This window comes from Streptomyces sp. CLV115 (genome assembly GCF_038448545.1).
In the GTDB taxonomy this organism is placed as follows: domain Bacteria; phylum Actinomycetota; class Actinomycetes; order Streptomycetales; family Streptomycetaceae; genus Streptomyces; species Streptomyces sanglieri.
In genome coordinates this window covers 33310-46258 of the sequence record NZ_JBCEWQ010000064.1, presented here as the reverse complement: position 1 = coordinate 46258, position 12949 = coordinate 33310, and the positions used below count along the sequence as shown (strand labels likewise).

General features: G+C 67.6%; 14 protein-coding genes and 4 pseudogenes. 8 read left to right on the top strand and 10 right to left on the bottom strand.

Annotation, left to right across the window (positions count from 1 at the left end; translation table 11 throughout):
- From AADR41_RS22320 to AADR41_RS22310, 3 genes and pseudogenes are all read left to right on the top strand, one after another.
- Positions 1 to 120 (top strand): annotated as a pseudogene (locus tag AADR41_RS22320) (IS5/IS1182 family transposase); the annotation flags it as partial.
- A gap of 193 nt (positions 121 to 313) precedes the next feature.
- Complete coding sequence (locus AADR41_RS22315; protein ID WP_342283151.1) at positions 314 to 706, top strand: hypothetical protein; 393 nt, start codon at positions 314 to 316, stop codon at positions 704 to 706.
- A 111-nt stretch (positions 707 to 817) separates the two neighbouring features.
- Positions 818 to 2194, top strand: a pseudogene (locus tag AADR41_RS22310) (IS1380 family transposase).
- Positions 2195 to 2394: 200 nt separating this feature from the next.
- On the opposite strand, the gene AADR41_RS22305 reads toward AADR41_RS22310, so the two are convergent.
- From AADR41_RS22305 to AADR41_RS22295, 3 genes are all read right to left on the bottom strand, one after another.
- Positions 2395 to 2748 (bottom strand): SH3 domain-containing protein, encoded by a 354-nt coding sequence (locus AADR41_RS22305; protein ID WP_342283150.1) that lies wholly within the window; start codon positions 2746 to 2748, stop codon positions 2395 to 2397.
- Between the two features lie 455 nt (positions 2749 to 3203).
- The gene (locus tag AADR41_RS22300) at positions 3204 to 3710 is read right to left on the bottom strand and encodes a transposase family protein (protein WP_342283149.1); all 507 of its coding nucleotides are present in this window, start codon (positions 3708 to 3710) and stop codon (positions 3204 to 3206) included.
- Between the two features lie 14 nt (positions 3711 to 3724).
- Complete coding sequence (locus AADR41_RS22295) at positions 3725 to 3862, bottom strand: hypothetical protein (protein ID WP_342283148.1); 138 nt, start codon at positions 3860 to 3862, stop codon at positions 3725 to 3727.
- Positions 3863 to 3909: 47 nt separating this feature from the next.
- Between AADR41_RS22295 and AADR41_RS22290 the strand changes: the two genes are divergently transcribed.
- Entirely contained in the window at positions 3910 to 4179 is a 270-nt protein-coding gene (locus tag AADR41_RS22290; RefSeq protein ID WP_342283147.1) for a hypothetical protein, read from the top strand.
- A 626-nt stretch (positions 4180 to 4805) separates the two neighbouring features.
- Here the strand turns inward: AADR41_RS22290 and AADR41_RS22285 are convergent.
- Complete coding sequence (locus tag AADR41_RS22285; RefSeq protein WP_342283146.1) at positions 4806 to 5309, bottom strand: hypothetical protein; 504 nt, start codon at positions 5307 to 5309, stop codon at positions 4806 to 4808.
- Positions 5310 to 5337: 28 nt separating this feature from the next.
- Here AADR41_RS22285 and AADR41_RS22280 point away from each other — a divergent pair, with 28 nt between their 5' ends.
- A complete protein-coding gene (locus tag AADR41_RS22280; protein ID WP_342283145.1) occupies positions 5338 to 5745 on the top strand; it encodes a hypothetical protein in 408 nt (135 codons plus the stop codon).
- 249 nt (positions 5746 to 5994) lie between these two features.
- Here the strand turns inward: AADR41_RS22280 and AADR41_RS22275 are convergent, their stop codons facing one another.
- Positions 5995 to 6579 carry a hypothetical protein gene (locus AADR41_RS22275; protein WP_342283144.1) on the bottom strand — a complete coding sequence of 195 codons (585 nt, stop codon included), beginning with the start codon at positions 6577 to 6579 and terminating at the stop codon, positions 5995 to 5997.
- 548 nt (positions 6580 to 7127) lie between these two features.
- Here AADR41_RS22275 and AADR41_RS22270 point away from each other — a divergent pair.
- Together AADR41_RS22270 and AADR41_RS42955 are read left to right on the top strand one after the other, a co-directional pair.
- Positions 7128 to 8549, top strand: coding sequence for a HEAT repeat domain-containing protein (locus AADR41_RS22270; protein ID WP_342283143.1), 1422 nt, complete (start codon positions 7128 to 7130; stop codon positions 8547 to 8549).
- Positions 8550 to 8741: 192 nt separating this feature from the next.
- A pseudogene (locus tag AADR41_RS42955) lies at positions 8742 to 8873 on the top strand (IS21-like element helper ATPase IstB); the annotation flags it as partial.
- A 29-nt stretch (positions 8874 to 8902) separates the two neighbouring features.
- On the opposite strand, the gene AADR41_RS22260 reads toward AADR41_RS42955, so the two are convergent.
- Positions 8903 to 9274, bottom strand: coding sequence for a hypothetical protein (locus AADR41_RS22260; protein ID WP_342283142.1), 372 nt, complete (start codon positions 9272 to 9274; stop codon positions 8903 to 8905).
- Positions 9275 to 9343: 69 nt separating this feature from the next.
- Positions 9344 to 9625, bottom strand: coding sequence for a hypothetical protein (locus AADR41_RS22255; RefSeq protein WP_342283141.1), 282 nt, complete (start codon positions 9623 to 9625; stop codon positions 9344 to 9346).
- An 822-nt stretch (positions 9626 to 10447) separates the two neighbouring features.
- Between AADR41_RS22255 and AADR41_RS22250 the strand changes: the two genes are divergently transcribed.
- The gene (locus AADR41_RS22250; RefSeq protein ID WP_342283140.1) at positions 10448 to 10897 is read left to right on the top strand and encodes an ankyrin repeat domain-containing protein; all 450 of its coding nucleotides are present in this window, start codon (positions 10448 to 10450) and stop codon (positions 10895 to 10897) included.
- Here the strand turns inward: AADR41_RS22250 and AADR41_RS22245 are convergent.
- The 3 genes and pseudogenes from AADR41_RS22245 to AADR41_RS22235 form a co-directional block, all read right to left on the bottom strand.
- Positions 10894 to 11124, bottom strand: a pseudogene (locus tag AADR41_RS22245) (IS481 family transposase); the annotation flags it as partial. The gene AADR41_RS22250 and the pseudogene AADR41_RS22245 sit on opposite strands and share 4 nt — an antisense overlap.
- A 72-nt stretch (positions 11125 to 11196) precedes the next feature.
- A complete protein-coding gene (locus tag AADR41_RS22240) occupies positions 11197 to 11532 on the bottom strand; it encodes a hypothetical protein (protein ID WP_342283139.1) in 336 nt (111 codons plus the stop codon).
- A gap of 278 nt (positions 11533 to 11810) precedes the next feature.
- Positions 11811 to 12851, bottom strand: coding sequence for a hypothetical protein (locus AADR41_RS22235; protein WP_342283138.1), 1041 nt, complete (start codon positions 12849 to 12851; stop codon positions 11811 to 11813).
- Between the last annotated feature and the right edge of the window lie 98 nt (positions 12852 to 12949).

Sequence of the window (12949 nt, the reverse complement as noted above, 5' to 3'; positions counted from 1 at the left end):
TGGCTTCACGGCTTCCGACGCCTACGTGTCCGCTGGGAGCGACGCGACGACATCCATGAAGCCTTCCTCGGCCTCGCCACCTGCCTCATCACCCACCGACACGTCCAACGCCTTTGTTAGGACCTCTTAGCCACCTCACCGCATACTAACCTCGGGCTTTCATGACGATTGCTCGCGCAGGCTTATGGCCGGTTGCTTTCACCGGCTGTGATCTGGGCTGTTGCATCTCGGCCCGGTCATAGTCCTGGCCCCAGTGCTTTCACCTGTTGAGTGACGCATCCATCCGGCGTGTAACAGCTGACAGGCTGTGCCCATGGACATGGAGGCGCTCAGCGCCGATGACTACGAGTCGGTGCATCGGGCCAGCCGAGGTTTGGCGGCGCGATACGGGATGGTGACGCTCAACGCCATGATGGAGGCGTGGGAGGCGTTGGTGCAGGATGTCGAAGAGGGCTTCGACGCCGAACAGGTCTGGGAGTACGGGAACATGCTTCGTTGCCGCAGGTGGCTGGCGGAGGCATGGCCTGTGTTCACGGACAGGATTCGGGCCGTGAGGCAGGCGGAGCTCGACGCGCTGGATGCCCGCTTCCAACTGGCTACCGTGCCGCTGCGAGGCCAGGCGGACGATGCGCGGTGGCATTCGCGGCGACCGCTTCTGATCGTCGGCGACACGTTGCTGGAACTGCCAGGATCCTGGGTCCTGTGACACGTGCGAGCTGATGTCCAACCACCGGTCAGATCACCGGAGAGTGCCTCTGAACTGGGAAGATAGGGCTCTTCTAGGGTCCTGTCCGCCCCAATGAGAGGCACTCTCCAGGTGAGGAAGCGTAGCGCGTCGTACCCGCGTGTCCGTATCGAGAGTGGCGGTCACGGGGTGGTCTCTCAGGCCGGGGGTGTGCTGCTGGTCGAGACCGCCCGCAAGAGTGGCCTGGATACCGCGATATCGGCCGCGCTCGTTCCCTGGCGACGTCCTCGGGCGGTGCACGATCCGGGCAAGATCCTGTTGGATGTGGCGCTCGCCGTCGCGCTGGGCGGGGACTGTCTGGCCGATGTCAGCATGCTGCGGGCCGAGCCTGCCGTATTCGGGCCGGTGGCCTCCGACCCGACCGTCTCCCGTCTGGTCGACAAACTGGCCGCTGCTGGGCCGAAGGCCCTGGATGCGATCCGCACTGCTCGGGCCGATGCCCGCGAGTACGTATGGAAACTGGCCCGGAACCAGGCGCCGGACAGGGACGGTCACGTAATCGTGGACCTGGACGGCGTGCTGGAACTGGCACACTCCGAGAAGCAGGACGCCGCCGCCACTTGGAAGAAGACCTACGGGCACCATCCGTTGATGGGCTTCGTCGATCACGGACGCGGCGGCACCGGGGAGCCGGTGGTCGCCCTGCTGCGGCCGGGGAACGCAGGCTCCAACACCGCCGCCGACCACATCACCGCCACCCGGCTCGCCTTGGCCCAGCTTCCCCAGCAGCATAGGCGCGGCCGGTCCACACTGATCCGCACTGACTCCGCCGGCGGCACCCACGAGTTCGTGGCCTGGCTCGCCCAGCGCGGGAGGTGGCTGTCTTACTCGGTCGGGATGACCATCACCGAGCAGATTCACCAGGCTGTCCTGAAGGTTCCCGACTCCGCCTGGACGCCGGCCGTCGAACCGGGCGGCGAAGTCCGCGACGGCGCCTGGACCGCCGAGCTCGACGGCGACGTCCTCAAGGGCTGGCCGCAGAGGATGCGGCTGATCGTCCGCAAGGAACGGCCCCATCCCGGAGCCCAGTTGCGTTTCACCGACGCCGACGGGCTGCGGCTCACCGCATTCGCCACGAACACGGCAGACGGGAAGGTCGCCGACCTCGAACTGCGGCACCGTCAGCGCGCGAGGGCCTAGGACCGCATCCGGGCCGCACGGGCCACCGGTCTGCGGAACCTGCCCCTGCACGACACGGCGCAGAACCAGATATGGCTGGAGATCGTCCAGCTCGCCCTCGACCTGCTGGCCTGGCTTCCGATGCTCGCCCTGATCGGCAAACCCCGTCTCTGGGAGCCCCGCCGCTTGCGGCTGCGACTATTCTCCGCCGCCGCCCAGATTGTCACCACCGCCCGCCGCCGACACCTTCGGTTCGGCCGTCACTGGCCTTGGACCGACGTGATCACCAATGCGATCCAGCGACTCGCGGCTCTCCCGAACCCTGGCTGACCAGCAGCGTCACCCGCCCCAACGAGCCTGATCACTCCGCCGGAAATCGTGGAACCCGGCGCCCACCCGACGCGACAGCCGGGCCCCCACCGCACCCGCAACCATCCACGAGACCGGAACGGCCCGCCGGATAACCCGACGGGCCGTCATGAAAGATCGAGGCTAACGGATTTGATGGTGCCGATATTTCAGAGCCTGGATTAAGGAATGAGCGAAATATATGCGGCGTTCACGTAGCCGGTGACACCCGTCGTGGTGTCCTTGAGCTTGACCCAGTTGAATTCGCCGTTGACGTTCTCACCCCGAACGCTGGCGAGGAAATTCGCCTTGTGGCTCTTATAGGCGAGGCCGAGCGAGGGAGACTTCGTCGTGGCCTCCGCTCGAATATTAACGCCATCCTGAAGGAACTTAACATGATCCAACGAGACCACAGCCGAGGCGGTGATTGCGGACGGCGCAGAATTCGAAAGGGCGCCTGCGGCTGGTGCCGAAATAGCGAGTGCAGAGCTGGCCATGACGCCAACAACAAGCATGGTTGACCTTTTGACCTTCACGACAGCCTCCTATTTGATCCCTCTTACCGAGTGCGATTGGAACGCTAGCTTGAAAGATCAAAAACGGCAATGCCAGGTGCAAGTTTTAAGTCATGGGATGGACATCACGCCACCCGACAGGATCCACCCATTGATAACGTTTAGCAACCTTTCTCCCTCCAAGGTCATTTGTGCGATTTTCCCGTATGCCCCGACTGAGGCGCCCCGAAGTTCTCGGACAGGGATCCAACAGGAGGGATCGAAGGGGAAACAGCACGCGGCGCGTCCGAGCACATACACGCCAGGGTTCCATGAGGAAGTGGTCCAGATGGCGTTGAAATCCAGCAAGCCCATTCCCCAGGTGGCCCGGGAAATTGAAGTGAATCCCGGGACACTCCACAACAAACTGGTTCATCGAGCTCGTGCACGGTTGGCGGTGAGACGTCGAAGGGCCGGTGGGGCCGCGGTGCTCACGTCTACCGATGCCGAGCCAGGATCCGGTCTGCGGTCTGCGGTCTGCGGTCTGCTGCAGGGACAGCAGACCGGCGACGGCTTGGACAGTGTCGTCCATGTGCTCGCGGCGGCCGAGTTGACGGGCCAGCGCCCTCCAGTTCTTCAGGTGGGCGATGCCGTTGCCCAACCCGGACGCGGCGCAAGGAGTGAGCCTTACGCCGGCGCTCGTACATCTCCTCGTACCACTCCGGGGCATTCTTCTTGAACTTGCGGTGCGGTGGCGTCACGACGCGTCCGCCGGTCTGTGCTCCGAGTCCCTGGTAGCCGACATCGGCAAGGATCTCGACCGCGGGACCGTCGGCCAGGAGCTTGACCAGCCCAAACTTTCGGGCGTGGGTGACGTCCGCGCAGCTGCCTGGTTCGGTCGGGCTGCAGAACAGCAGCCGCCCGTCCCCGTCGGTGAAGACCATGGCCTTGACGGCGTTCTGCTTGCCCTTGCTGGAGATGAAGCGATCCCGGTCCTTGCGCATTTGGGCCGCGTTTCCTACGAGCTCAGCGTGTTGGTGAGGTGGGGCCCGACGCAGCCCACGATCACCCTGCCGGCACCCTCGCCCCGCATGCCTTTCGTGTCGTCCAGGAAGTAGACACGCGGCGCGATCTGGCCGCGCGTGGCGAGCTTCATGTGCGCCTGCATCTCCACACACTGTCGGCCAGGCACCGTGAACAACGGTGCTCCGTGAGCTGCCTGCCCCTGAAGGCGGCAGGTTCGGCTGGGGCTACAACGGCACCGGCACTGGCAACGCGGCCGCCGTAATCCTCGCCGACGCCGTCGAGGACGAGGACGACGTCACCGGCTTCAATGCCGAGGGCACCACCGTTGTCGCCGGCCTGAGGATCGGCCCGAAGGGTGTCATCCCCAAGGGCACGATCGCTCCTTCGGACGCCAAGCCCGTCACGAACTCGTATACGCCGTCTACCAGCACGCTGCCTGTCGGCTGAGTGGGCACAAGCCCTGTCACGATCAAGCCATTCATACTCGCCCCCTCGCTGGGACTCCACCTCGTACCTGCGCAACTCCACGGGAGCAGGCAAGCCTGCCAACAAGGGGGATCGACCTTCAGTATGAAGGCCCCGCTCGGGTACAGCTCCCAGCTTGGCGCCCCGGAGAAGGCCGTTGCCGATCACATCAAGTTGGCTTTCACGAACCCCAAAGCGACCAAGCCACTCAACGCGCTCAAGGTCGTCCCCGGGGACTCCGCCGCCCAGCCCTTGAGCCGCCTCTACCTCGACAAGAAGCGGGCCGCTCGCAATCGGTCAGCCGCGATCCGCGAGTGCAAGCGCTACTGGGCCAAAAAACTAAGCTGCCGGAGGCAGGCAGTGCGACGAATTCCCCTTCGCCTACGAAGGATCCGCCCTTGAGGAGTACGACATCCACGCAGAGAGGGAGAACTACTCCGCGATGCCCCTGGACGGCGATCAGAACAATGCCACCGGAATTCTGCTCGCCGGTTCCTACACGAACAACCGCATGCTTGACGGTCCGGAAGACGGCTTCATCGTCAAGATCAACTGCCTGAGGATGCGCGCTCACCCCAAGTATTACCCCTTGGGGCGAGCACGCTTCGTCAGCGCTGGAGCCAGAAGTCGACGACGTACTTCTCCACGCCGTAGGCGACCCCTTCTTCCTCGGACACCCGCTTGGCCTCGGCCCGACCCGAACAGCTCACCCGGACCCGCCATCGGCCCGGGGCGCCCAAGCTGATCAGATCGGGCAAGCGGCCATGGACCGTCGACCAGATCGCAATATCCCCGGTGGCCGATTCGAAGTCGACCTCACCCTGCTCGTCCCAGGGCCCGCCACCCGTCTCCGGCTCCATGTCCCAGACCCGCACCCGCATCTCGGCGTCGTGCGTATGCGCGCCGCTGTACACATCAATCCTGCGCGCGTGCTGGGTCAGGAAGCCACCTCGCTCATATTCCTGGGCGTATGGCACCGGGACCAAGCTGTCGTCCGACTCCTGGAAAGCGAAACTGTTGAAGGAAACACTCACGTCAAGCACGTGTTCTCGAACCGATAAGGCCACGAAAGCACTCCGTTCCTCGATCAGGCAGGAAAGATGAAACGACACTCCAAAGCGTGTCGCAGAAGGCTGCGGGGTGGGTATTCCCCCTGTATGGGCGGGATGTTGCGGGCTGAGCGAGAAGCCGCGGCGCCGTGACGTCGTCCTGCGGATCTTTCACCACCTCTTCGCCAGTAGCGCCGCGGGCCTCAACTCCTACGAGTGCGACGCCCTGCGGACCTGGCTCACCGAAACCGAGGTGCCGACAGCGTCCACCGCGTGGCGCGAGGACCCGCTCGACACCACCCTGGTGCGGCTGGAGACCAGCGTCACCGAGGGCAAGGGCACGAAGTGGATCGCCGTGACCACCGCCCGCACCATTATCACCGCCCTCCTGATCATCACCGCCGTCCTGGACGCGCCTGGCAGTTCCAAGGCGGAGAGCGCTCCTGCGCGCTGTCGACCAACACTTGGACGGGTGGGAGACCAACCCCTGGGGCATTGAGGCCCGACGGTACGGAACCGGCCCCCGCTACCGTGCCGAGGTCCTCAAGGTGACGGGCCGTCCGACCGTGCTCTCCGAACGCGGAGGACTCTTCGGCCTCAACCACACCCCGCCTCCGGCCACCGGGCCGGGCGACGCGGTAGGCAGCACCGGCCGACCAACGCGCCCAGTACGTCCCGCAGACGCGGGACGACTGTTCACTGGGGGCTCCGGCGTCGATGTCGTTCGGGAATCCGCGCAAGGGGCGGACTACACGCGCCACAGTCCGGGGAAGCGGCCGTAGTCGGCGTCGCCGGGGTGGGCAATCGACTCCATGTGCTCGGGCGGGATGGCGGGGCGGTGGAAGACCTCGGCGTGGGCGGGCCGGTTGTCGAGGGATCTTGCCGACGAAGAGGTTCGGCAGAGCGGTGAACACCAAGTGGGCCCGCGGATCAGACAGGTCGACGAGCGCCGTCGCCACAGCGGGCCTGCGCAAGCTCCGCAGGACGCCCGCCAGATTGGGGTCCTGCTCATGGGAGCGTAGAGGCTCTCGCCGCGCCAGTGGCCCAGCAGGCGCCAGAACCCGTCCGGGTTGTCAAGGAACGCGGCCGTCGACAGGGCCAGGCAGATCTGTCCCTCGCGCATCCCCCAGCTCTTCGCTCCGGGAGCAAGGCTGTGCTTCGCCCTCAGCGCGGCGTACTGCTCGGCCGACAGCAGACCACGCCGGTGTACTTCGAGCAGCAGGCCTTCGACCAAGTCCCCTTCCAACTTGCGCAGCCCCTGCCCCCGGATGCCGTCTACTTCGTGGTCGAGGAGACGGGTGCAGTGCCACGCGCGCACCAAGTGTCCGTCCAAGAGCCGGTGTACCTCGTCGTCGTACTCGTACAGCGACAGATCCTGGTAGTTGGCCTGCCCGTGCGCGCGGCCTCCCGGGCGAGTTCGTCCATGAGTTCGGCCAGTGAGGCGGGCCAGGTGGCCGGGGCATCGGCGTCCACGACAGGACGCCTGGGCAGTGTCATCGTCATAACGACCAGCATGGCGCCCGGCACCGACAACCGGCGGCGGGAAAACGCCGGCCCCTCTCCGGTCACCGGCAGGGTGCCCTGCGCTGTTCGGCGGTACGGGCACAGCGCTGCTCTGAGCGAAGGCGGGGGTCAGTCCCCAGAACATCGATGAGATTGGCCAGGTTCTTCAGGGCGCGGGCGGAGGCGCCGCGAGCGGCTGGAACGGGCGCTGCATGTGGCCGAGCCGCCGGGGTTGTGACTGAGCGCTTCATTTGGCGGATGAGGCGAGAGCCGGCCGGTCGACCGGTTCCCCACAGCGACTCCAGGGCAGTATTTCGCGCGCCCTGCGCACACCCGGCACCCTACGATGCCCGGTACGGCTGCCGGCGAGGGGCGGGAATGCGTAAGAAGACCAGGGACGGGACCGTGCCGGCGATGCGGCTCGCGGGAGGTGCGCCGCTTCGGACCACGCTCGATATCGCCGACCCCAGCGACTGGCTCGCGCTGGACGCGGGCGTGCGTGAGGTGGACTGGTACCGCTCGCAGTCCCTGCTGGAGTGGGAGCATTCCACGCCGCTGCCCGTCGACTCGAATCAGCTCGACGAGTCTCGGCTCGCACTTGCCCTGTGCCACCGTGACGGGTGGATCCGTCAGGAGGCGGTGCAACGGTCGGCCCGGTACCCCGGTCTGCTGCCGTTGATCGTGATCCGTTGCACCGATTGGGTCGGCCCAGTGCGTGACCGCGCCCGCCGGCTGCTGCGCGAGGTCCTGGACGTCGATTCTGCCCTCGCCCTCGCGCCGCTGATCCTGCGCGTCGGCGACCGTGACAGAGGCGCCTTTGGCGTCGAGTCACTCGAAAAGGCCATGCACCGGGCCTCCCACCGACAGCTCGCGGCTCTCTTCACTGCCCCCGACCGAACCGTGCGCCGGTTCGCGTACCGGTGGGCTGTCGACAGCCGGCTGCTCCGCCCTGCCGAGCTGGCCCGCGCGGCCGCCCAGGACGAGGACACCGTGGTCCAGGACCTGTGTGCCACAGCGGCGCTCTCGACTCTGAGTGACGAGGAGGCCTACGAGTACGTGCTGGCGCCCTTGCTGACCGCGCGCAACCCGCGTACCCGCTCGGCCGGTGTCACCGCGCTGCGGCGGGCGGGGCGGTCGGAGCAGGCTGTGCCGTTCCTCAGTGACCGGTCCGCGCTGGTGCGCGCTTGCGCTCGGTACGTCATACGACAACACGCAGGCGATCCGGCGGCCTGGTACCGGCAGCGGTGCACGGCCCCGGACGACGCCGAGTTGCCGCCTGGTGCGGTCATCGGGCTGGCCGAGTGCGGGGACCGGGCGGATGCGAAGCTCCTGTGGTCCTTGCTCACGCACCCGGCGGCCGGGGTGCGGGCGCGGGCGGTGGCCGCGCTGCGTGCGTTGGACAGCACGGACGCGGAGCGGCTGCGGCCACTCCTCGACGATCCTGCCGCCGGTGTCGTGCGCGAGACGGCCGTCGCCCTGCTGCCATCGGCAAAGGAACTGCCCGCCGACTGGCTACTGGACCGCATCAGCGCCGAGCGGCCGCGGCACGTTCGGCTCGCCGCGTTCCGGCTGCTCGACGCGCGCGACGGGGTAGCGGCATTGCGGGCGGCGGTCGGGCTGTTGGAGGACCCGGATGTGAAGCTGCGCACCTGGGCAGGGCAGGCGGTGCAGCGGTGGCATCCCTCGGAGGACGTACGGCACTGCGGCGCGGAGGTGGGGGAACTGCTCGACCGGAGCCGACACCTTTTCAGCGACTACGTGCTGCGGCAGCGTAAGAGGGAGGCAGGTGCGGGCAGCTGAGTACGCCTGCGGACGCACAGGGGCCGGCAGGTCCCGATGGCCGGTGGAACCGGACACCGGCCCGAACCACACTCGCCGGCCAACTGGAGCCCTCAGTAACAGGAGCTGTGACTGAGGACCTCGGCCGGCCGGCTGAGCCGGCGCAGCTCGACCTGGGTGGCGGGTGTGCCGGGCGGGGTGGACCAGAATGGAAAGACGTTCACCGACCCGCGCCTTTGCATGGCCGTCGTCGACCGCCTCACCTTCGACAGCAACGTCATCGAGACCGGCACCGACTCCTACCACCTCGCCACCACCCGCGCTCGCGCTCGCGCTGAACAGCAGACGCCACATGAGCCAAGGCGAAGCGCCCCTCATCCATCGCTGCCAAGACTCCCGAAGACACGAGCGACCCACTGATCCATCCGGGCCTCGAAGTCCGACGCCGACGTGATCCCCGAGGCCGGCAGGCAACCAGCGTCGTCAAGGTCAGCGACGAAGTCCACATCGGCCCAGCCGCCACGGAACAGCACGACCGACAGCACGGCCTCCGCCGGACCGGATATCACCACGCCAACCGAGTCCGGATCATGAACCTGAGCCCTGTCGGTCTCCAGCGGCTGAGGCCAGGACGCCTCCGCATCCCTCCATGTCACCCGGCCCACTTCAAGGCCGGCCGACATCCAGCCCGCCGTCCGCTGAGCCAAAACGACAGCCGCCTCGTGGAGATCAACAACTCTGTCCATGAGGGGATCATCCCTCATGGACAAAACTCAGGGCCCAGCCCGAAACCCCCTACGGCGACTCCCCTGTTCCTACTTCTCATCAACATGTTCGTGATCGTAGACCTGCGGTCGTTCCCAGAGTGCGTCGACAGCCGTTCCTGCTTCTGACCTACACAGCCAGGCGGCGAACTGCTCGGCGGTGCGCTCGCCGGAGGCCGCACGGCGCTGCAACGCCTCGGGCGAGAGCCGGTCCCCCGACCAAACCACAAGGTCGCCGTCGAGGACCAGGCCCTGCGGCAGCTGCCCGGCGGCGGTGCCCGCATCAGGGAAGTGGCCCTGGATCAGACTGCCGCGCCGCGACTGCAAAGGCACAGGGCCACCCGGTCTCGCGGGCCTGGTTCAGACGGCGCCGTTCACCACCCCGGGCAGGCCACGTCCACGGCGAGGACAGCTGCCCCGGATGCGACGGCAGCCGTGGGCCGGCCAGGCACGACTGGGAGGCCCGGACGCGCACCATCACCGAGATTCAGCCGCACATCGGCAAGTGGTTCGACCGCGGCGTATGGACCCGCGCCGTCAACGACGCGGGCTGCACCGCCACCCGCCGCTGAAGTCAGCGCGCAGGGACTGGCAGGACGTTGCGGATGGTCAGCGTAGAGCACCGCGCCTTCCTCCTGGAGCTCCTCGCCGATGCCGAGCCGTCGCTCCAGGTTGTTCCGGCGACCGACGACCGGGACGTTGCCGTGCTCTGGTACGACACCCTGCGCGACCAGGACATCGAAGGAATCGTCCGCAAACGTGTCGTCGTGCGGCGCGCCTTCGCCAACGCCCTGGTTGGCTCGCAGCTGATCGCGGTGTCGGCCGGCAGCAACCGGGCCAAGGGCGACAAGGACCCCGGTAAGTGGAAGCCATCGCTGCAGTCGTACTGGTGGCCCTACAGCCGCGCCCGGATCAGGGTGAAAGTCACCTGCTGGCTCACCGCCAACCCCGCCGAGGCCAAAGCCCTCTCCGAGTGCTCGACACCTGCGCCGCCTGACCTGCGCCACCTGATCCCGCCGGCCGGCGGCGCTGACCAGGGCCTGTCCGATGGGTCATGGCCAGGCCCTAGCCTTGTCCCGGTCGGGCGCGGTTCGTGTCAGCTGCAAGAGGCAGTAGCTACCCTCGCCCGTCCCGAACGAAGAGTGTGCAGGCACCATGAGGCTGAACGATCTGCGGGACCCGAGCGCGAACCTGGGCCTCTGGAATCCGCAGGCACCCGGTGCCGCGTTGTTCGACGCCGTCGACCGCGGCGACATGGCAGCGGTTCAGGACCTGCTGGCCGACGGTGCAGAGATCGATGCACCCGACCCTCGCTCGCCGTTCTTCGACGGCCAGACCGCATTGATCAGCGCGGCGAACAATGGCCTCGGCGACATGGTACGGCTGCTGCTGTCCGCCGGCGCGGACATCAACGCACGCTCCGCATCGGGCTGGACGGCACTCATGCGGGCGTGCAACGCCGATCGGCTCGACTGTGCACGCGTACTTCTTGATGCGGGAGCCGAGGTCGGGGCGCGCAACGGCGAAGGCTACAGCGCTCTCGGACGCACCCGGACCACCAACGTGGAGCTGATGCGGCTATTGGTAGAACGAGGCGCGGATTAGGTGTTGTCTACACGGCTGACGGGTGGGTGTCCGTCCAGCGTGGTGTGGCAGGGGCGGTGGTTGCAGGTGTGGAGGAGGTCTGTCAGGGCTTCGGTCCGCTCGGTGTTGGTCTGCGGCCGGTAGGCACGCGTGAGCTTGCCGGTCGCGCCGGGTTCGGCGAGGGCGGCCTTCCAGGCCAGGCCCTTGCGGTAGCACCAGGCGTTGTCGGTCAGGACCCGCTCGATGCGGAGCGGAATCCATCCTCCCGGGCACGGCCGCCGAAACTGACGCCTCGAATTGGATCCGCGTATGGGTCTTTGTCAGTGTGCGGGGACAGCGGGCCGGTCCAGGTCATGACGCGCGCTGCGTTCGTACCGGAGAGCGAGATGAAGGTGGTGGATGGTGACGGCGGGCAGCAGGCCTCCCAACCGTGCCGCGGCTCGTAGGTGCTCGACGGCCGCCTTCAGCGCGGCCACCGCCTCGGCGCGGGCGACAAGGTCGTCCGGGAGGTGACCAGCCACGTGGGCCAGTTGGTCGGCGAGCTCGGTGACCCCCGGGTCGTCGGGCACGTCACAGCCCAACTTCGCGGCGGCCTCCGCCAGTTGAGCCATGGCTCGGGAACGGGCGGGCGAGCAGCGGGCGGTCAGTGCGTTCATGAAGCCATCATCTCCGGCGAAGACGCGGTAGCGGGCAGGCTCCGGCCAGACCGGCAGGAACTCCACGGTCCGGGGAACTTCCCGCCCGATCAGGGTCGTGCCTCGGGCTCGGTGACAACGAAATCCTCACCGGTTCAGCGCACGACCACCTCCCGAACTCCCGTGCGGGGCCGCCGATTTGCTCCCGATCTGGCCGATCCCGGCCACGGTGCGCGGTGCGCGGTACGCGGTACGCGGTACGCGGTACGCGGTACGCGGTACGCGGTACGCGGTACGCGTCAGGATCCGGTGTCCCCGCCCCCGGCGGAATCCGTCCCGGAGTGCCAGCGCGCGATCGTTCGGAGGCCCGCCCGGGCCAACTCAAGGTACTGCCCCGGGCACTCCCACAGCTCGCGCGCCGACAGCTCCGGGGGCACCGGCGATTCCGGATGGTCCGCGGGCGCGCAGAGGTGCAGGACCGCAGCGCGCCGGTCCGCGACCGCGGACCACGGGTGGATCCGGTGGCTGCACACGGCGTTGAGGTCGACGGTCTCCAGGGCGGCCCTCATGTCGCGCGAGTAGGACGGCGGCAGCCCCTCGTACGAATTCTGGACGACCATGCGGAGGGATAGCATCACGCCGATCCGCTCGTTCTCCCCGACCTGCCCGGACAGCCATCGCCGGGCGCACCACAGCCCCACCGGCCCTGCGTTGTCCTCCCAGGTACGGGCGAGGGCGTCCTGGACGGCGGTGAAGTCGATACGGCCGCCGTCGCGGAGGAACGCGGCGTCGAGGCAGGAGACGTCGATCTCGCCGAAGAGCTTCTCGATGCACTCGCGGACGGCCACGGCGGCCTTGTCGGTGAGGTCGACCAGGAAGGCCGGGCAGTCCAGTACGGCCATCTCGTCGTTTTCGAGCTCGTAGTCCGCGGCGATGATCTCCCGCCCGACCGCGGTCAGCAGGCTCACCCCGTACTCGACCATTCTCTCGGGGTCGTCACTGAGAATGTCGTCCGGGTGCCCGTCCGGGCAGCGGCACACGGCCGGTTCGAGGGCCGCCCGGATGCGGCCGAGGACGTCGGCATAGGTGTCGGGGAGGGTCCTGCCCTGGATCCGGCCGGAAGCCGCGTACCAGGACGTGGCAAGAAGGAGCACGGTGTAGCCGGACAGCTCCCGGCGCCCCTCCGGCGTGCCACGGCGGTCGAGAGCGCCGGCGGCGTCCGCGACGAGGCCCGTCAACGCCTCCACCGGGTCCACGGAGGGATAGTCACAGACGATTCCGCCCAGGTCGGATACGAGTTCGGCATGGCTGTCGGAAAGCGCAGGCAATTGATCGTTCACGCTCTGGACCGACGCGTGCGGACCCGGCGCGGTTCCCGGCCCGGCGCCGGGCCCCGGCCAGCCGGAGCCGCCGGGTGCCGCCGACCGGTCCCGAGGAT